The sequence below is a fragment of the Mycolicibacterium xanthum genome (genome assembly GCF_019710635.1).
Classification (GTDB): Bacteria; Actinomycetota; Actinomycetes; order Mycobacteriales; family Mycobacteriaceae; genus Mycobacterium; species Mycobacterium xanthum.
Genome location: NZ_JAIFZS010000011.1, coordinates 245,058 through 264,798, shown reverse-complemented (window position 1 = coordinate 264,798; position 19,741 = coordinate 245,058). Strand labels below are relative to the sequence as shown.

Sequence of the window (19,741 nt, the reverse complement as noted above, 5' to 3'; positions counted from 1 at the left end):
TTGGACTGAGTGCACCGCGCTCAAGCCTGCCCCCAGCCACGTCGCCGTGTCAAGCCAAACTTGAGTGAATGCAACTCAACTATCGATGCAGTCAACGGGCCCGGTGCGGGAATTGTTCCCGCTCGGTCAACACCAACGAGCGGAGCACGACGAACGCGTGTCCCGTTGCCTCAGTGCTCCGGGCTGTCACCGGACTCACCGGCCCCATCGGCCGGCTCCTGTGTTACCGCCCCGGAATCCTCAGCCGGCGCCTCGGACCTGCGGTCCCGCCGCCAACGCCCGAGTCGGCGATTCCGTATCCACCCCGAGAACCTCCGTCCCCGACTCAGATCCTGCGGATCCCGCCCGACCTCCTCGGTCAAGGCATCCTGGTCCCCCACCGACTCCTCGGGCGCGGCCTGCTCCATCGACGCCTCCGCGACCTCCTCGGTCAAGGCATCCTGCTCCCCCACCGACTCCTCGGGCGCGGCCGGCTCAAGCGACGCCTCCGCGAACTCCTCGGTCAAGGCCTCCTGCTCCCCCCCCGACTCCTCGGGCGCGGCCTGCTCCATCGACGCCTCCGCGACCTCCTCGGTCAAGGCATCCTGGTCCCCCACCGACTCCTCGGGCGCGGCCTGCTCAATCGACGCCTCCGCGAACTCCTCGGTCAAGGCATCCTGCTCCCCCACCGACTCCTCGGGCGCGGCCTGCTCGACCGACGCCCCAGAACCACGAGCCCACCGACTCGCCTGTAGGCGGCTCTGGATCCACCCCCCCAACCCCGGACGCCGACTCACACCCTGCGGAGCCTGCCCTAACCCCTCAACCGAGGCCCCCGCCGCCGGGAACTCGACCAACTCCTCTGTCGAAGCCTCGGCGGTCGCGACGGCCGACGGCGCGGAAACCGAGACCTGCTGCACTGCGGGGCCCTCGACCGCCCACTCCGGTTTGCCAGGCCACCAGCTGAATTTTCCGATCAGGACGGCGGTGGCGGGAACGGTCACGGTGCGCACCACGAACGTATCGAGTAGCAGACCCACACCGATGACGAAGCCGATCTGGATGGCCGCGTTGAGGCTGCTGAATGTCAAACCGAACATCGACGCAGCGAAGATCAAGCCGGCCGAGGTGATGACGCTGCCCGTCGCACCGACCGTCCGGATGACCGCGGTGCGCATCCCCGGCTTGGATTCGTCGCGGATACGCGCAATCAGCAACAAGTTGTAGTCGGCACCAACCGCGACGAGAACCAGGAACGCCATACCCGGGACGGACCACATGATCTCCTGGCCCAGGATGAACTGGAAGAACACCACGCCGATCCCCAGCGCCGACAAATAGGACAACACGACCGACAGGACGAGGTAGACGGGAGCGACCAGCGAACGCAGCAGAACCGCGAGAATGAGGAAGACGACCAACAACGTCAGGATGATGATGAACTGGATGTCGGCGTTGTAGTAATTCCGCAGTTCGTTCTGAATCGACGAAAATCCCACCAGCGAAATCTTCGCGTCGGCCAGGCTGGTGTTGGGTTGCGCGCTCTGGGCCGCGTTGACGATCTCGGCCACCTGATCCATCGAATCGGTACCGAACGGATTCAGGGCCGTCTGCACCAGGTATCTGACCACGTGGCCGTCCGGTGAGACGAACAACTCGGCGGCCTTCTTGAACTCTTCCTGGGTGAGAATCTCAGGGGGGATGTAGAACCCCGACATCTGAGGGTCGGAGGCATCGCGCTTCATCGCCAGCAGGAACGCCGAGGCCTGATCCAGGCCCTCACCCATCCGTCTGGTCTGATCGACCAGCAGTTGAACGCCCTCGGCGAGCTGGCGGCTGGAGTCCGACAGCTGGTTCGCGCCCTGCTGCAGTTGGTTGAGATTGGACTGGATGCTGCGCGGATCGTCAAGGCCCAACTTGCGCGCCGCTGCGATGGAGTCCTCCACGCCTTGGCCGAGATTGCGCACAGCCTGGTCGAGGGTTTCGGTCCCGTCCATGTTCTGCAGCTGACGGCCCAGGTCTGCGATCTTGTCCAGGGTGCCGTCATCCTTGGCGGTGACGATGCGCTGCAGGTCGGCGCGTGACGCCACGCACCGCGGGTCGGCATCGCACACAGGGCTGACGTTGAGCGCATTGACCACGGGCGCCGCCCACCCGTACACGTCGGTGATGTTCGCCAGGTTCACCCCCAACGAGTCACCCAGTGAGCGCATGTTGGCCACCAGGTGGGCCGTCTTATCGATCTCGTTGAGTGTCTTGGTCCCGCCGTATTGCTGCTGCAGATTGGCGAGCGCGACGGTCAGGGGACGCACCACGGCGATGGCGTTCACCACTTGAGACCGGATCTCGGCCAGCGCATCCGCGAGCTGATGGGCGCCGCCACTGAGCGTGGAGAGGTTGGAGTCGTTGTCGTCGATGAGCTTGGAGGCGTCGCCCAGCTTCGAACCGACCTCGCCGGCCTGGTATGTGGCCTTCGCCACTTCGAGCTTCTCACCGGTCGGCCGGGTGACTCCGCGCACGATTTCGATGTCGGGCACCTGGCTCACCCGAAACGCCATCTGCTCCATGTCGGCCAGCGCCTTGGGTGTACGCAGGTCGTGCGGAGACTGGACGAGGATGAACTGCTGGACCGCAGTGCTCACCGGGAAGTGCTCGTCGAGCGCCGCATACCCGAGGTTGCTGGACGCGTCGGCCGGGAGGTTCTTTCGATCGTCGTAGTTGAACTTCATCATTCCGGCGCAAGCCGCGAGCGCGAGCAACACAACGAGGCTGGCGGCAAGGTGACCCGCTGGTTTGCGGACGATCCGGACGCCGGATGTCCGCCACCACCGGCTGGTCAGATCTTTGCGCGGCTTGACCCAACCGCGGCGCCCGGCGAGCGTCAGCATTGCCGGCAGCAACGACACCGACGCCACGAATGCGATCAGAATCGTGACCGAAAGCGCAGGTCCGACGGTCGAGAACACCGCCAGTTGGGTGAAGGCCAGCCCGAAGAAGGTGACGGCAGTGGTGCCGGCTGAGCCCGCGATGACTTTGCCGATCGAGTCCATCGCTGCGATGACGGCATCGTCGGAACTCAGACCTTCGCGAATGCACTCGTGGTACCGGCTGAACAGGAAGATGCCGTAGTCGGTCGCCGCGCCCATCATCATGGCGGTCATGAGCATCAGCGTCTGGGGGCCGAGGCTGAGGATCTGGTGGTCACCGAGTGCTGCGACCACACCCTGCGCCACAACCAGCGCCACTCCCATCATGAGCAGCGGGAGCAGCATCGCCACCACGTTGCGGTAGACGATCAGCAGGATCGTCAGCACGATGAGGATGGTGGCGGCCTCGATTATGTGCTGATCCTGCTCTCCGATCTTGATCACGTCGTCGAACGTCGCCGCCGGTCCGATCACCCGCGCTTGCAGCGAGGAGTCGGCCGTGACCTCGTCGACCACATCGACGATGTTTCGATAGGCCGCCTGCCCTTCGGCACTGCCGATCTCGCCCACCGCACTGACGGGTAGCTGCCACGCCTTGCCGTCGGTGCCCGTCATCACGTCGCGGATCTCGGGTATGGCGACGAAGTCCTGCGTCGCCAGCACGTCCGCCGTGTCGGCACGGAGGCGTTCGACAAGCGTCCGGTAGGTCGCCTCGTCCTCGGCGTCCAGCCCGTTGTCGTCGCTGAGGACCACGATGGCGACGTTGCCGCCACCGGTCTCCTGAAACGCCGCCTGCATGTCGTCGCTGGCGTTCATCACCACCGAGTCGGCCGGCAGGAACCCGGGTGGATTCCGTTCGGCGACCACCGCCAAAGACGGCACCAGGTAGACCAACGCGGCAGCGCCCACCAGCCACAGAGCAATCACGATCCACGGATGGCGTACGGTGATCTTCGCCAACCCGTCGAAACCCACCCCAGTCAACGCACCGGCTGAATCGGCGCGCCGAAACATGCCAAACACGCTACACGCTTCCCACTGGACCTCCGGTCCGTCGCATCGGGCGACGAACATTCTCTGTTTGTTTGCCGAGGTGGACGTCGCCGCCTGGGACGACACCCCGCGAAGTGCCGCGTCCGATGTCTCGTGCGATTATGCCGCAAGCATGTCATCGCATGCTTAGAGTGCACCGTTACCGACGGGCACGACCCGGTGCGGGATCCACCGCCGCGACTTCCGATGGGGCGAAATGAGATTTGCGGTAGCCGCGCACGGTACACGCGGTGACATCGAACCCTGCACCGCTGTCGGCCTCGAATTGCGGCGACGTGGGCATGAGGTGCGCCTCGCCGTCCCGCCGAATCTCGTCGGGTTCGCCCAGCAGGCAATCGGCCCCGTACCGGTGGTGTCCTACGGCGTCGACTCGCAGAAGCAACTCGAGGAGGCCACTTTCCGCAACTTCTGGAAGTTCCAGAATCCGGCCCGGGCTCTGCGTGAGGGGCGGGAATACATGGTCGCGGGATGGGCCGAGATGAGCAGGTCACTGACCTCCATCGCCGACGGTGCCGATCTCATCCTGACCGGCACCACCTTCCAGGAAGTCAGCGCGAACGTCGCCGAGCACTACGGCGTACCGCTTGCCGCACTGCACTTCTTCCCCCACCGCGCCAACAGCCACGTCCTTCCGTTGAAGGTGCCACCTTCGCTGTACGGGCCGGGTTTCGCCGCTGTGGAATGGGCGTACTGGCGCATCCTGAAGGACGCCGAGGACGCCCAGCGCCGGGAACTCGGTCTGCCGAAAGCCGATACGCCTTCCGTCCGGCGCATCATCGAGGGTGGTGCGCTCGAGATCCAGGCATACGACGAAGCCCTTTTTCCCGGGCTGGCATCGCAGTGGGGTGAGCGCCGCCCGTTCGTCGGCGCCCTGACGTTGGAGTTGGGCACCGTTGACGACGACGAGATGACGGAGTGGATCGCGGAGGGCAAACCGCCGATCTATTTCGGCTTCGGCAGCATGCCGGTCGAGTCGCCGGAATCGGCGTTGGACATGATCACCGAAGTCTGTGCCGACCTCGGCGAACGAGCCCTGATCAGTTCGGGCTCCTGGCAACTCGACCGGCCGACACCGTCTGCCGATATCAAGGTCGTGGGCGCGGTGAATCATGCGAGGGTGTTCCCACAGTGCCGCGCCGTTGTACACCACGGTGGCGCGGGCACCCTGGCCGCAGGTCTGCGAGCGGGAAGACCGACGTTGGTGTTGTGGGTTGGCGCAGATCAGCCGATCTGGGCAGCCCAGGTCAAGCGGCTCGGGGTGGGTACCGCCCGGCGATTCTCGAAAACCGGTCCGACGTCGCTGAAGGCCGCATTGCAGGCGACACTGAGCCCGCAGGCCGCCGTCCGCGCCGAGGCACTCGCGACGCAGATGACCGCACCCTCGGAGGGCGTCAGGAAAGCGGCCGACCTCCTGGAAGACGCCGCCCGCAGACGTGGCGTTCGCTGAGCCCGCCGGCCGCGTCTCACCGGGAACCGACCCCTCGCCGCCACGAGCCTGTAGCCTGGAAGGCCGGTGGGCTTCCCGCGTTCATCGGTCGGGGACGAGATGGAGGTGTGGCTAATGGTGGCGCTACCCAAGCTGGCGACCTGGGCCGTCACGCTCGGCGGTTTGACCCTGTGGTCTGTCGCCACCGTCGCTACCGCGTCCGCGGATCCCGATCTCGCGCCCGTCATCCATACGACGTGTAGCTACTCCCAGGCGGTTGCGGCGCTCAATTCACAGAACCCGCAGGCCGCCAGCGAGCTGGCCGCCGCTCCGATGGCACAAGCATGGTTGCAGCAGTTCCTCGCGGCGCCGCCGCAGACCCGCGAGGTGATGGCTGGGCAGATACGGCAGCTACCCGGCGCCGAGCAGTACCTGGGGCTGGTCGTCTCCGTCGCCCAAGGCTGCGCCAGCTACTGAGACCCCGGGGCCGATCGGTATGACCACAGTCGCTGCATCGCGGTAAAGTCTGCGCTATGTGGGGAGCGGTCGTGCTGTTGGCGGTTGTCTCCATTCCTGACCCGTTCCGGGTCGCCATCACCGCGATCCTGGTTTCCCGGCCCCGGCCCTTGGTCAACCTTCTGGTGTACTGGATCGGCCTCATGGTCATGGCCGTAGGCCTTGCCGCGTTGGTCTTGGCGTTCGTGCCGGAGCGTGTCGCGCCGGTCACCGATGCTTTGCTGTCCCTCACCCGCAGTCCCGCGGTCCCCCCGGCTCAGATCGTGCTCGGCGCACTAGCGCTCGTGGCCACCGCGGTCATTGCCGTGCGCTGCTCGGCTCGTCGACCCGAAGCGGCGGCTGTCGTCAATGCCGATTTCCCGGTACTGCGGCAAGAAGACGGCCCCACAGGCCTGGCACGGTTCTCCTGGCTGGCCCTGTTACGCGGCCGGCACGGCGACTCCCTGGGAGTCGCATTCGCCGCCGGACTGTGCTCGGCAATGACTCCCATCGAGTACTGCCTGGTACTCGTTGCCGCCGCCGCCTCGGGCGCCGCCCTGGTGACACAGATCTCGGCTGTCGCGGTGTTCGCCGTTGTGGCCTTCGTCGTCGCCGAGATACCCCTGGTCAGCTACCTGGCGGCACCGTCGAAGACACAACAGGTGGTTACCAAGATCCACTTCTGGATAAGCGAGTTCCGGACCCGGATCCTTGTCGGCGTGCTGGGCATCTTCGGCTTATTCATGATCTTTCACGGCGTTTCGGCGCTCTGATCGCATCGGTACAGACCGTGTTTGCGCCACGTCCGGCGCCCCTGTTCTGGCCACGCCAGAGCTAGAGCTAGACGAGTGTCATGTCTTCGCCGGACTCAGCGCTCAGCGGCTGTGGTCGCGGGAGACGTCGTCGAGCACGACGATCACGTCCTAGCCCAGTCCTGGCCCAGTCCTAGCCCTGCTTTGACAATCAGGCGATCCACCGCTGCAGGTTACCCGCCATGTTGCAGTTCGGGATCGCCGCAACGACCGGCATCTCGCCTCGCGAGCTCCGATGACCGTCGGCTACCTGGGGACCAGGCGGGTCAGCGCGTCATTACGGTACAGCTCAGAACATGCCGACCGACGGACCTTCCCGCTGGTGGTGATCGGAATCGACCCACGTGGGACCAGGACCAGATCGGCAGCGCTGAGGCCGTGTGAGCGGGACAGCGCCGAGGTGACGTCACGCTCCTTGCTGCGCATGTGCTCGATCGCGTCGGCATCGGGATTCGCCGGGGCCTTCACTTCGGCGATCACGACGAGTTCTTCGGTGTGCTCGTTCTCGACCGAGATGGCCGCCACCCGACCGCCGGTGATCTCTTGGATCGTGGCCTCGATGTCGTCGGGGTAGTGGTTGCGACCGCGCACGATCACGACATCCTTGATTCGGCCGACGATGAACAGCTCGCCCTCGGAGATGAACCCTAGATCGCCCGTCCGCAACCACGGTCCCGGCGGGGTTTCCGGTGACGCGCCGTCGATGTAGGCGTTGAACGTGTGCTCGGACTGCTCCGGATTCTCCCAGTAGCCGACGCAGACGTTCTCCCCCATCACCCAGATTTCACCCAGGGTGCCGGCCGGGCACTCGGTCTTGGTCGCCGGATCGACGATATACACCAGCGGAGATTCGGGCGCGCCGTAGCCGACCAACGGCGTGCCGGACTCGTTGTCGCAGCGCTTGGCGTGGCCGGCGGACAACTTCTCCCCGGCGAAGTGCACGATGTGCGGCGGCAGACCGGGCTCCCTGGTCGCCACGAAGAGCGTCGCCTCGGCCAGGCCGTAGCTGGGCCGCAACGCCTCCTCGGCGAGGTCGAACCGGGTGAAACGGTCGACGAACCGTTTCAGAGTCGTGTGGTGGACCCGCTCGCTGCCGCTGAGGACACAGCGCACACCGCTGAGATCCTTGCCGGCGAGATCGTCGTCGGACGTCCGCCCCACCGCCAACTCGAAGGCGAAGTTGGGAGCGGCGGTCACCGTGGAGGGGTAGGACGCCAACAGCTGTATCCACCGCGCGGGACGCGCCAGAAAGGAAGCTGGGGTGGTGAACACCGTGTGCCAGCCACCGAGGATGGGAGCGCACACCCCGAGCATGAGACCCATGTCATGGTAGAAGGGCAACCATGAGACCGCGGTGGTGTCCGCGGGAGCCACCTTACCGGGGAAGAAACCGGCCATGATCTGCTCGAAGTTGGCGGTCAGGTTGCGGTGCGTCACCATGACACCGGCCGGTGTCCTGGTCGATCCGGAGGTGTACTGCAGATAGGCCGTGGCCATCTTGGCACGTTTGAGAGCCCGCGGAGTCTGCCCGTCGAGATCCAGCGCATCGATCTCGACCACCGTCGGCTTGGCCTGATCATCAAGCGGCGCAGTGTATTCCGACAGATGCTCCGCCATGGCCGACGTCGCCACGATCACCGTGGGCGACGCGTCCCGCAGCACCGCACTCACCCGTTCGTCGTGCACACCCGGAAAGGGAACCGATAGCGGAGCCGCGATGAGACCCGCGTGCAGTGAGCCCAGGAAGGCGACGATGTAGTCCAGGCTCTGCGGGAGCAGGATGACGGCTCGATCACCGATCGAGCCTCGCGACCTCAGTTCGTGGGCGAAGTTGACTACCCGGCGACTCAGCTGCGACCAGGTCAGCGTGACAGCGACCCCGCCGGGGTCGATGTCATAGTCGACGAAGGTGAACGCAACATCGTCCGGCTGCAAACTGGCACGTTCGCGCAGCACGTCGGTCACGGCGGAATAGGCCACAGATGTCAACCCTTCTATACGATCACGCCGGACAGGTCGAAATCAGCCAGCGCCTGTGCGGCGAGCTCGCGCAGGCGGGCTTTCGAGTTGTCCGTGTCGAGTTGGTAGGCGGCAATGCCGATGGAGATCTTGCCGTTGACCCGGCCGGCCACGACCACCAGCTGGCCTCCCGCCTCCTCCAGCTCGTGACGCCTGAAGTTCTGGTCCACTCCCCTGAGGAAGACGTATTCGGCGTCACTGCCGTCGGGTCGGCCGACCGCACCGTCGAGATCGCCGAGATTGGAACAGTACACCGAGAGGTCTTCCTCGGATCCATGGAACTGGGATGCATAGCGCGCAAGCAGGCGTTTGGGCACCCAGGGCACCACCGGAAGCAGTTCCAGCGACACGTCGGTCGCCTCACGCGCCTCGCCCAGCGCGTGCCGCAATGCGGTGCGGGCCTGGCTCAAGTCCTTGGTCGCCTCGGTCGGGTCGACGCTCGCCTTGGCAAAGGACAGCGCCAACGCGCGGGTGTCGTCCAGGCTGGTGCGGTCGTTGAGGGCGATGGACAGGGTGACCGCACCGTCGGATGCCCGGCTACGCCCCATCCGCTCGCCGAGCCTGGCCGCTACGCCCGCCACCAACGAGTAGCTCGTGCCGCCGAGTGCCGCTGCGCGGGCGTCCCACTCGCCGACGTCGACGAAGATCGAGATGGCCGGGACGACGACGGTGCAGTCGCATCTGCGGCTGTGCCGGCTCCGCCCTTTGCCCTGTCCCGGGGATGCCTCATTTCGGCTGGCGGCCAACATCTTTGCGGCCCCGACCGCGACTCGCGCCGCCTGCGGCAGTTCGCGTACGGCTTGTCGGAGATCAGCGGCTGCCGCGCGGGCCCACGACCGCGATCTCGGCGGCGGATAGCCGAATCTCCGCCTGTTTCCCGCGACCGCATCCAGCACCGAGATGATGCCGGCAACGCCGTCGCCAAGGTTGTGTGAGCCGACCATGCTGAGCGCGGTCGATCCGTCGGTCATCTGCAGGACGCCCATGTGCCAGCCGGGGCCACGCTCGGGATCGACCGGCACCTGCGCGCGTTCGTCCAGCCAGTCGGAGAGCTCGCTGCGGTCGCGTCGGCGAGGCGAGAATTCCAACGGAGCCTGCGGCCCCAGCTCCGATACCCAGCGGTGGCGACCGAACGGCAGCGGTGAGCGCTCGACCCGGCGGCCGGCCAGTCCGTAGCCGAAGCCGCGGTGAAATTCTCTGACCCGATCGAAGTCGACCGGATGCTCGTAGATCCAGGCCATCTGCATCAGCTGCATGCGGCCGGTCGCGCGCACCAACTGGATACCTGCGTGATCCAGAAGGGTCAGGCGGTTGTCCGGGGTCGGCTCGTCACAGCGCATCAGGGTCTCGCCGGCGAGATCCAGACCGGTGCCGGTCGCCATCATGCACCTCCAATCGTCATCGGGATCACGGCGTGAAGTCCACGACGCCCACGAGGCCGAATTCGTTCAGCGTGTCGGCCACCAGCGCGCGCAACCGCTCCCTGGTGAGCTGTCCGCCCGGTTGATACGCGACGACGGTCACCGAGATCCTGCCACCGATGCGTCCTGCCAGCACCGTGAGCAGGCCACGTCGCCTCTCCAGGAACTGGCGGCTGACCCGCCGATCGACGCCCCGCAGCATGACGTAGTCGGCATCGCTACCGTCCACCCGCGCCACCACCGGATCGACATCGCCGAGATTGGAACACGATACCGGCAGGTCGGCAAGTCCGAACACGACATCGGACCCGCGCCTGACCGCCCACTTGGGCACGAACGGGGTCAGCGGAAGCAGCTGCAGAGTCTCATCCGGGGTGTCGCGCATGGCCCCCAGCGCGTCCTTCACCGCGCGCCGTGGGCCCGACAGGTCCGACGTCACGTTCGTCGGGTCGATCACGGCGTAGGCCAGTGACGCCACGTTGGCCCGGGTGTCGCCCGGTTCGCGATCGCTGATCGGAATCTGCAGGGTCACCGCGCCGTCGGAGGCACGGCTCCGGCCGATGCGCTCGCTGATCTTCGCCGCGAATCCGGCGACCAGGGCGTGACTGGTCCCGCCCAGCGAGGCGGCCCGCGCATCCCACTCATCGAGATCCACATGAACGGTGACCGCCGGAAGGACGACGTTGGTATCGGCGGCGGCATCACCGGTGACGGGCGGGGCGACCGGCGACCCCGGGTCCTTCGACCGCGCGATCTCATGCCGACGGGCGAACCCGACGCGTGCGGTGGTGGCCAGTGTCCGGACCAGCTCTGGAACATCGCGCACCGTCTGGCGCAGGTCGGCCGCCATCGCGCGGCCCCGAGAACGCGAATGCGGCACAGGATAGCCGAGCTGATGCACCTGTCCCTCGATCGCCTCGGCGATCGTCGACAGCGCACCGAGCCCGTCGGACAGACAATGCGACATCACCAGGCTGACGGCGGTCGAGCCGTCGGTCATCTCCAGCACACCCAGGCGCCACCCCGGTCCCTGTTCCGGGTCTACCGGCTGCTGAGCGCATTCCTCGATCCACGCGGACAGCTCCGACCGCGGGCGCTTCTGTACGGCGAAGTCGATGGCACAGGCGGGCCCCTCTGCGGCCACCCATCGATACCGCCCGAACCACAGCGGCGATCGCTCGACCCGCCGGCCCATCAGGCCGTGGCCGAAGTTGCGGTGAAAGCGCCGGACAGCCGCGACATCGATCGCGCGGTCGTACACCCACACGCACTGCATGACCAATTCCTGGCCGGTGGCGCGTTGGCCGAGGACCAACAACTGATCGGTGAACGACAGCAGGTTGTCGACCCGTCCACCCGCCGATTCAGTCACCGACGAAACCACGCCCCAGTCTCCAAACAGTGCTCATGCCATACCGGATCCCAGCGACTCGATGAGCGGGGCGGACGAGGACGCCGCATCTCGTCGGCCGTCGGCCACGCCGACGAAAGCCGACCGCATCGCCGATAGATAGCGGGTCACCGATTCGCGTGCGATCGGGTTGTTCGGGAACGCGACCGTCACCGTGGTTCCGTCGCCGAACCTGTTGACCCACATGCCGACCTGGTTGGCCGCCCCCATCTCGCTGTAGATCTTGCCGCCCACCAAGTTCCACTGAGCGACGATCTCCGGCGAGAACGGCGACACGGTCGCATCCAGGTAGGAGATCATCGGAACGCCCACATCCGGGCGTCGCACGTGGCCCTCGTGCAGGGCGAGTTCGAGTACCCGGTCGAACGGAACGTGTCCGAGCCGCTGACCGGAATCGAACGACGCCTGGGCGGCACGGACGGTCTCGGCGAACGAGTACGGGTTGACCGGAACGGTGATCGGGACCGTTCCGGTGAACCACCCCGTCGTCATCATCTCTTCGGGGGCACGGGTACTCGTGGGGGTGATCGTATGGTAGGTGGTGTTGCCGGTGAGTTGATGTTCCGCCATCGCGATACCCGCGAACACACCGCCGATGAAGCGGGCGCCGGCAGCGGTGCAGGCCTTTTCGAACCGGTCGGACTGCACTTCGTCCATCAGCTGGAACGTCATCAGATCGCCTTCGCACGGCAACGACGGGTCCCCGATGGGCAGTGGGAAACGCGGCAGCGTCCCGTCGTTGCGCTGAGCGAACTCGATCCACTCGCTCACCTGAGGAGAATCGATGGTCAGCATCGAGGTGTACTGGTGCTGCCGCAGGCAGTACGCGTCGTAGCTGCCCGCCAGCGGCAGTGGAATCGGCCCGCTGCCCATGATGAGCGCGGCGTACATCATGTGGATCTCCACGAACAGCAGGCCGATGAACATCGCATCGACATGCAGGTGGTCGACGCTCATGTAGAACGTGAAATGATCCGCCCGCTGGATGATTCCGAAGCGGAAGCAATCCCACTCCAGCGGGCCCGGTGTCGCCAGAATGTCCTCGCACCAATCGCGCGACGACTTGTGCCCGTGCTTCGTCGCGACGAACTTGACATCGTTGGGGTTCGGGATCGTATGCCTGACAACGCGATCATCGTCGTCGAACTCGAACCAACTACGGTAGGTGTCGTGCCGGCGCAGATAGGCGTTGATCACGTAAGTCATCGCCCTGACGTCGCACTGCCCGCCGATATTCCACGAGAGAATCGTCAACCGCGCCATCTCGGTACCATGCGCTCGATGCTCGCGGTAGCTCCGAAGATGTTGCGCCTGCTGGTAGCTGACAGGTACCGGGCTCACGGGAGCTTGCCGAGCCTTCGCCAGTGTCGCGGGCGACGCGCTCCACGACACATGCGCGCCGGGATCGCCTTCCCACTCATGGATGGGTGCCAACTGGAACAATGAACTGCTTCCCTTCTCGGAATGTGGTCCGCGCAGACTCAGGACGAGGCCGATGTCACCTCGTCGACGGTCAGCGAGTCACACAGAACCTGGGCCAGTGCTCGAACGGTGGTCAGATCCATCGAGCTCACGCGAACGCCCGTCTCGGCCTCGATTCGCGTGCGCAATTCCAGGTTGCCCAGTGAGTCGAGCCCGTACTCCGCCAGCGGACGGTCCGGGTCGATCGGACGGCGCAAGAGCAGGCTGACCTGTTCGGAGATCAGCCGGCGCAGATGTGTCGCCCAATCTTCTCTCGGCAACGCCGCCAGTTCCACGAGCAGCTTCCTCGATTCCATCGCCCCTTCCGACGCAGATCTGAACAGTTCGGCGAACGGGCTGCGTTCGGCGAACGACGTCAGCCACGGTGTGCCCAGAATGGGGGCATAGCCCGTGTAGACGCGGTCGTAGCGCAGCAACGTTTCGAACGCCTGGGCGCCCTCGTCGGGCAGGATGGCGGCGTCGTCCTCGGCCATCGCGGTTCCCCTGCCGATCTCACCCCAGGCTCCCCACGCGATCGCGCTGGCCGGAAGGCCTTGCGAACGACGCCAGCGGGTGAACGCATCGAGCCAGCTGTTGGCCGCCGCGTAGGCCCCCTGGCCGGGCGAGCCCACCAGTGCCGCCGCCGACGAGAAGGAACAGAACCAGTCGAGCGGTTCGGACGCCGTCGCCTGGTGCAGATTCCACGCCCCGTAGACCTTCGGCGCCCAGTCGCGCTCCACCAGCCCATCGGTGATGTTGACCAGCGTTGCGTCTTCGACCACCGCCGCGGCGTGCAGCACACCCCGAAGTGGCAGGCCGGTGCGCGTGGCCGAGGCGACCAACCGCTCGGCGGTGCCGGCGGTGGCGATGTCACCGCATTCGACGACGATGTCGGCGCCGGTGGCCCGGATGAGGTCGATGATCTCGAGCGACTTGGAAGACGGATCGCTACGCGAAGTGAGAACGATCCGTCCACAGCCGGCGGCGGCCATCTTCTCGGCCAGGAACAAGCCGAGACCACCGAGACCGCCGGTGATGATGTACGAACCGTCGCGGCGGAACACGGGCACCTGTTCGGGCGGGAGCACGGCGTCGCTGTGACCCGACCGCGGGACGGTGAGGACCAGTTTGCCGGTGTGCTGGGCTCCGGCGATCTGGCGGATCGCGTTCGCAGCATCCGTCAGTGGGTACTCGGTGATGTCCGGCAGGGGCAGCGTTCCGTCGGCGGTCAACCGGTACACCACGTCCAGCAGCCTGCGGACCTCGCCGGGATGGGTAACCGTCATCAACGCCAGATCCACGGCGTGGAAGGACAGATTCCGCCGGAACGGGAACAGGCCGATTCGGGTATCGCCGTAGATGTCGCGTTTCCCGATCTCGATGAACCGCCCACCGAAGGCGAGCAACTCCAGGCTGGCGCGCTGCAGGGCGCCGGTAGCGGAGTTGAGCACCACGTCCACGCCGTAGCCGCCGGTGTCCTGACGGATCTCGTCGGCGAACGTGATGGTACGCGAGTCGTAGACGTGCTCGATTCCCCAGTCACGCAACAACTGTCGTCGCTGCTCGCTGCCCGCGGTCGCGAAGATCTCGGCGCCGGCTGCGCGCGCGACGGCGATGGCGGCCTGACCGACACCACCGGTGGCGGAATGAATCAGGACCTTGTCGCCGGCACGCAGCCTGGCCAGCTCCTGCAGGCCCAGCCACACCGTGGCGTACGCCAGTCCGACCGCCGCCGCTTCGCTATCGCCGAGCTGATCCGGCAGTTTGGTCGCCAACTCCGCGTCGCAGAGCACGTAGGTGCCCCAGCATCCGTTGGGTGAGACCCCGCCGACGCGGTCGCCCACCTGGTGGGTCGTCACTCCAGGACCGACCGCGGTGACCGTGCCCGCGAACTCGGAGCCGAGTTCGGGCAGCCGCCCGTCGAAGCTGGGACAACGTCCGAAGGCGACGAGAACATCGGCGAAGTTGATGCTCGACGCGGTGACCGCGACCTCGATCTGCCCCCACCCGGGTGTGACCCGGTCGAACGCCACGAACTCCAACGACTCCAGGTCCCCGGGAGTGCCGACCCGCAGGTGGATGCCGTCGGTGGAATTGTCCGCAACGGTCTTGTGCCGCTCGTCGTTTCGCAACGGAGAAGGACACAGTCTCGCGGTGAACCACTCGCCGTCCCGCCACGCCGTCTCGTCCTCGGGCGAGCCGATCAACAGCTGACGCGCCAACAACTGCGGGTCGGTCGCTGCGTCGACGTCGATCTGGGTGACCTGAAGCCTCGGATACTCCATGCCGATCGCCCTCATCAGGCCTCGCACGCCCGCCTGTTCGAGGTTGGGCACATCATCGGCCAAGACACTCTGGGCGTCCCTGCTCACCACGTACAGCCGAGGCGCCACTTCGGTGAGCTCTCTGGTGACTCGCACCAGCAGACGAACGAAATCGCCACCGTGGAAAGGGGTCCGGTCGTCCGGAGCACCGCCGGTGGGTCCACTGAGCAGCGCCACGCCGACGAACGTCCGCTCGCGCAGCAGCGCTGCGAGCTTGTCGACGTTGGTGGCGTGGTCACAGGTTCCCGGCCAGGCCAGCGTCACACACTCGGCGCCGCGCGATTCCAGCGCGTCGGACAGCTCCGAGCTCAGCGCGTCGCCGCCGTCGCCCAGTTCGATCAGCAACCATGCACCTTCCCCGACCACGTCGGACTCGGGGAAGGGTCGCCGCTGCCAGTCCAACTCCAGCAACCGCTGGTTGAGCAGCCGATCAGCCTGGGCCCGTTCGGAACCTCCGGTACCCAGCTGCAGGCCGGTCACGCTGAGCAGAACCTCGCCGCGATCGTCGAGCACGTCGAAATCCGCCTCGACCCCGCTGGAGTCGACCTTGATGATGTGGCTGTAGCAGTACCGGGCGTTTCGTGCAGATGCAAAGGCGCGCAACCGGCGCACGCCGAGCGGCAACAGAAGGCCGGTCACGTTCTGCACATCGGGATGGGCCATCACCGACTGGAAGCACGCGTCCAGCAGCGCCGGGTGCACGAAATAGCCGCCCTGGTGGGACCGCAGCGGGCCCGGCAGGGCGACCTCGGCGATCAGGGTGTCCAGCGCCTCGTCGGAGGTGAAGACGTTGGCCAGACCGGCGAAGGCAGGGCCGTGGTGGATTCCCACGGCCTTGAAGGCCACCCGCAGATCGGCGCCGTCGACCCGATTGCGGTGCAGGGCGAGCAGCGCCTCCAGGTCACGGCTGAGCGGCTTGTCCAGCGCCTCATCGAGACCGAGTTGCGCTCTTGCGCGGGTAGACCGTTCGCCATCGCTGTGCGTTTCGACCACGAACTCCATTGCACCACTGGGAAGTTGAGAAGCCGAGGCGGCGACCGGGGTCACCTCGTCGAGCAACAGCATCTCCTCGAAGGAGACGTCGTGCACCACGCTGGCGTCTCCGAGCGCCTGACGAGCGCCGGCGAGTGCCATCTCGCAGAAGGCCGCGCCGGGCAGCACCGCGACATTGTGCACGAGGTGATCGTTGAGCCACGGGTGTGAACCCGTACCCACTTCGCCCTGCCATACATGGCGTTCGGGCTCCTCGGGAAGCAGCACGTGCGAACCCAGCAATGGATGGACCGGCACCAGCGAGCCACCCCGTGTCGAAACATGCTGGCCGTCGGTCTCGAACTCGAACCTGCGGTGCGTCCAGGAGGGCAACGGGGCGTCCAGTAGACGTCCGGCGGGATAGAGCGAGGAGAAGTCGACTGCCGCGCCCACACTGTGCAGATCGCCGATGAACTCGAGCAGTCCGTGGGGCATCTCCTGCTGACGGCGCATACTCGCGAGAGCGGCGAACGGCACATCGGTCGAACGCGCGATCTGTTCGACCGCGTGAGTCAGCAGCGGATGCGGCGAAAGCTCTGCGAAAACCCGGTGACCATCCTCGAGCGCGGCCCCGATCGCAGCGCTGAAACGCACGGTGTGCCGGAGATTGTCCGCCCAGTAGTCGGCATCCATCAGCGGGATCTCGCGCGGGTCGTACAGGGTGGCCGAGTAGTACGGAACCACCGGATCGGCCGGTTCGATGTCGGCCAACGCGTCGACGAGATCGTCCAGGATGGAGTCGACCTGCGGAGAATGTGACGCGACGTCGACGGCGACCTCTCGCGCCATGACCCCGCGTGCCTCCCACATCGCCACCAGGTCCCGGATCGCGCCGGTGGCGCCGCCGACCACCGTGGACTGCGGTGAGGCCACCACCGAGAGCACGACGTCCTGGATCCCCTGGGCCGCCAGCTCGGAGAGCACCTGCTGAGCCGGCAACTCGACCGACGCCATGGCCCCGGAACCGGAGATGGTCGACATCAGCTTCGAGCGTCGGCAGATGACCTTGACCGCGTCTTCGAGCGTCAGGGCGCCCGAGACCACCGCGGCGGCCGCTTCGCCCATGGAGTGACCGATGACCGCTCCCGGGGTGACCCCGTGCGCCTTCATCGCGGCCGCCAGCGCGACCTGGATGGCGAACAGCGTCGGTTGCACCTTGTCGATGCCACTGACCACCTCGGGCGCCGACATCGCCTCGGTCACCGAGAAACCGGATTCCCGGGCGATCAGCGGCTCGAGTTCGGCGACCGTGGCGGCGAAGGCAGGTTCCTGAGCCAGCAGCTCAGACCCCATTCCCGCCCACTGCGAACCCTGCCCGGAGAACACCCACACCGGTCCCTTGTCGTCTTGCGCCACCGCGGGCTGGTAGGGGGCCTCGTCTTCGGCGACCGCCCTCAGCGCGCACATCAAACCCTCGCGGTCCTGCGCGATCACCGATGTCCGCACCGACCGATGACCGCGCCGACGCGCCAACGTGTAGCCGAGGTCGGCGAGATCGATCGCGGGTCCGCGGCCGTTGCCGTCGCCGCTGTTGGCGAGCCAATCGGCCAGCCGGCCCGCCGTTCGGCGCAGTTCCGGCGCCGAGGTCGACGACAGCGGGAACAGCAGGGGACCTGTCGCGTGCCGGGCCGGGCGCTGCTCGGAGACGGGCCCTGCGGCCTGCTCCACGATCGCGTGCACATTCGTGCCGGAAAGACCATAGGCCGAAACGGCAGCGCGACGTGGATGGTCGCCGTAGACGGGCCACGCCGTGGTCGCCTGGGGCACGAACAACTCCGTCTGCACTGCTTCGAGCTGCTCGGGAAGCCGGTTGAAGTGCAGGTTGCGCGGGATGACACCGCGCTGCACCGACAGCACGGCCTTCATGACCCCCAAGGCGCCGGCTGCCGATTGCGTGTGCCCGAAGTTCGTCTTGGCGGAGCCCAACGCGCAGGGGCCGGCAGTGCCGTACACCGCGGCGACGCTGGCGTACTCGAGCGGGTCGCCGACCGGCGTTCCGGTCCCGTGCGCTTCCACCAGCCCGACCGAGGAGCCATCGACACCGGCCGCCGCCAGCGCCGATCGATACACCGCGGTCTGCGCCTCGGATGACGGGGTGGAGATGTTGACGGTGTGGCCGTCCTGGTTCGCCGCGGTGCCCCGGATCACCGCCAGGACGCGGTCTCCGTCGGCGACGGCGTCGTCGAGCCGCTTGAGGGTCAGCACTACCGAGCCCTCCGACGAGACGAACCCGTCGGCGGATTCGTCGAAGGCATGGCACCGGCCGGTCGGCGACAGCATCCCCGCTGCCGAGCCGCCGGCGGCCTTGCGCGGCTCGAGAAGCACCGCGGCACCGCCGGCCAGAGCCAGATTGCTCTCGCCCGCCTGAAGGCTGCGGCAGGCCAGATGAATGGCGCTGAGTCCCGACGAACACGCCGTGTCCACCGTCATCGCGGGGCCGTGCACGCCGAGCGCGTAGGCGACCCGACCAGACGCCAGGCTGAAGCTCGTCCCGGTGAACCCGTAGGGCCCTTCCAGCGCCTCGGCGTCGGCCGACAGGTATGCGTAATCATTGTGGGTCAGTCCCACGAAGACCCCGGTCAGCGAGCCCGCGAGGGTCGCGGGATCGATCCCGGCGTGCTCGACCGCCTCCCAGGCGGTCTCGAGCAACAGCCGATGCTGCGGGTCGATGGCCACCGCTTCACGCTCGGAGATCCCGAAGAAATCGGCGTCGAACGCCACGGCGTCGTCCAGGAAGCCGCCCCACTTCGACACGGAACGCCCCGGGACACCCGGCTCGGGGTCGAAGTACTCTTCGGCGTCCCACCGGCCCGGCGGGATCTCGGTGACCAGGTCGTCACCCCGCAGCAACGCCTGCCACAGTTGCTCGGGCGAGTCGATCCCACCTGGCAGCCGGCATGCCATCCCCACGACCGCAACCGGCGTAATACCTACTCGAGCCACCTTGCACACCTCTCAATGCTTCTCGCTGAGAGCATGAGTGTAGTTGGTACCACGGGAATCGACCTTTCGGCGAGCGAACGCACCAAGCTCCCAGCGACGCGCCTCCCACGGCCTCAGCGCTACCCCCAGCGCCGAGGATCAAATGGAGCAAATATACACTGTGCCGAGGCAATCCCGAGGTTTCAAGATCATAACACCGCGGGATACTGGCAGTTCCGTGCGGAATACCCCGGACAAACCGAATCCGGTCCGATCCTCCCCGAGTGCATCAGCAATGTCGGCAGATCCCACAGTTCCGCTCGGAACAACACTGCCAGCAACATGTAAGCGGGGCATTTGAGGGCGTACTCCGGTCCAGTTGCGACGTGAAAAAAATTCGTCCGTCAGGCGGACTCTTTTGTCTCTCGGCCACGAAACCCGTCGTTGTCACGACCCGCG

The 19,741-nt window shown here is 66.5% G+C and carries 8 protein-coding genes and 1 pseudogene; 3 read left to right on the top strand and 6 right to left on the bottom strand.

The features are described from left to right. Positions 1-857: 857 nt before the first annotated feature. Positions 858-3,920 (bottom strand): annotated as a pseudogene (locus JDV09_RS07345) (MMPL/RND family transporter); the annotation flags it as partial. Positions 3,921-4,155: 235 nt separating this feature from the next. On the opposite strand from JDV09_RS07345, the gene JDV09_RS07340 reads away from it, so the two are divergent. The 3 genes from JDV09_RS07340 (at position 4,156) to JDV09_RS07330 (ending at position 6,653) form a co-directional block, all read left to right on the top strand. Beyond that, the gene (locus JDV09_RS07340) at positions 4,156-5,406 is read left to right on the top strand and encodes a glycosyltransferase (protein ID WP_221368440.1); all 1,251 of its coding nucleotides are present in this window, start codon (positions 4,156-4,158) and stop codon (positions 5,404-5,406) included. A gap of 66 nt (positions 5,407-5,472) precedes the next feature. Then, a complete protein-coding gene (locus JDV09_RS07335) occupies positions 5,473-5,862 on the top strand; it encodes a hemophore-related protein (protein ID WP_308124047.1) in 390 nt (129 codons plus the stop codon). A gap of 56 nt (positions 5,863-5,918) precedes the next feature. Further along, the gene (locus tag JDV09_RS07330) at positions 5,919-6,653 is read left to right on the top strand and encodes a GAP family protein (protein WP_221368439.1); all 735 of its coding nucleotides are present in this window, start codon (positions 5,919-5,921) and stop codon (positions 6,651-6,653) included. A 285-nt stretch (positions 6,654-6,938) separates the two neighbouring features. Here JDV09_RS07330 and JDV09_RS07325 read toward each other — a convergent pair whose 3' ends face one another. The 5 genes from JDV09_RS07325 to pks2 are packed head-to-tail and all read right to left on the bottom strand — an operon-like array spanning position 6,939 to position 19,303. Further along, entirely contained in the window at positions 6,939-8,672 is a 1,734-nt protein-coding gene (locus tag JDV09_RS07325) for an AMP-binding protein (protein WP_221368438.1), read from the bottom strand. Positions 8,673-8,686: 14 nt separating this feature from the next. Next, complete coding sequence (locus JDV09_RS07320; RefSeq protein ID WP_255604941.1) at positions 8,687-10,093, bottom strand: hypothetical protein; 1,407 nt, start codon at positions 10,091-10,093, stop codon at positions 8,687-8,689. Positions 10,094-10,118: 25 nt separating this feature from the next. Beyond that, complete coding sequence (locus JDV09_RS07315) at positions 10,119-11,504, bottom strand: wax ester/triacylglycerol synthase domain-containing protein (RefSeq protein WP_308124046.1); 1,386 nt, start codon at positions 11,502-11,504, stop codon at positions 10,119-10,121. Between the two features lie 33 nt (positions 11,505-11,537). Beyond that, positions 11,538-12,986 (bottom strand): condensation domain-containing protein, encoded by a 1,449-nt coding sequence (locus JDV09_RS07310; RefSeq protein ID WP_221368437.1) that lies wholly within the window; start codon positions 12,984-12,986, stop codon positions 11,538-11,540. 38 nt (positions 12,987-13,024) lie between these two features. Further along, the gene (pks2, locus tag JDV09_RS07305) at positions 13,025-19,303 is read right to left on the bottom strand and encodes a sulfolipid-1 biosynthesis phthioceranic/hydroxyphthioceranic acid synthase (protein WP_308124045.1); all 6,279 of its coding nucleotides are present in this window, start codon (positions 19,301-19,303) and stop codon (positions 13,025-13,027) included. Positions 19,304-19,741: the final 438 nt, after the last annotated feature.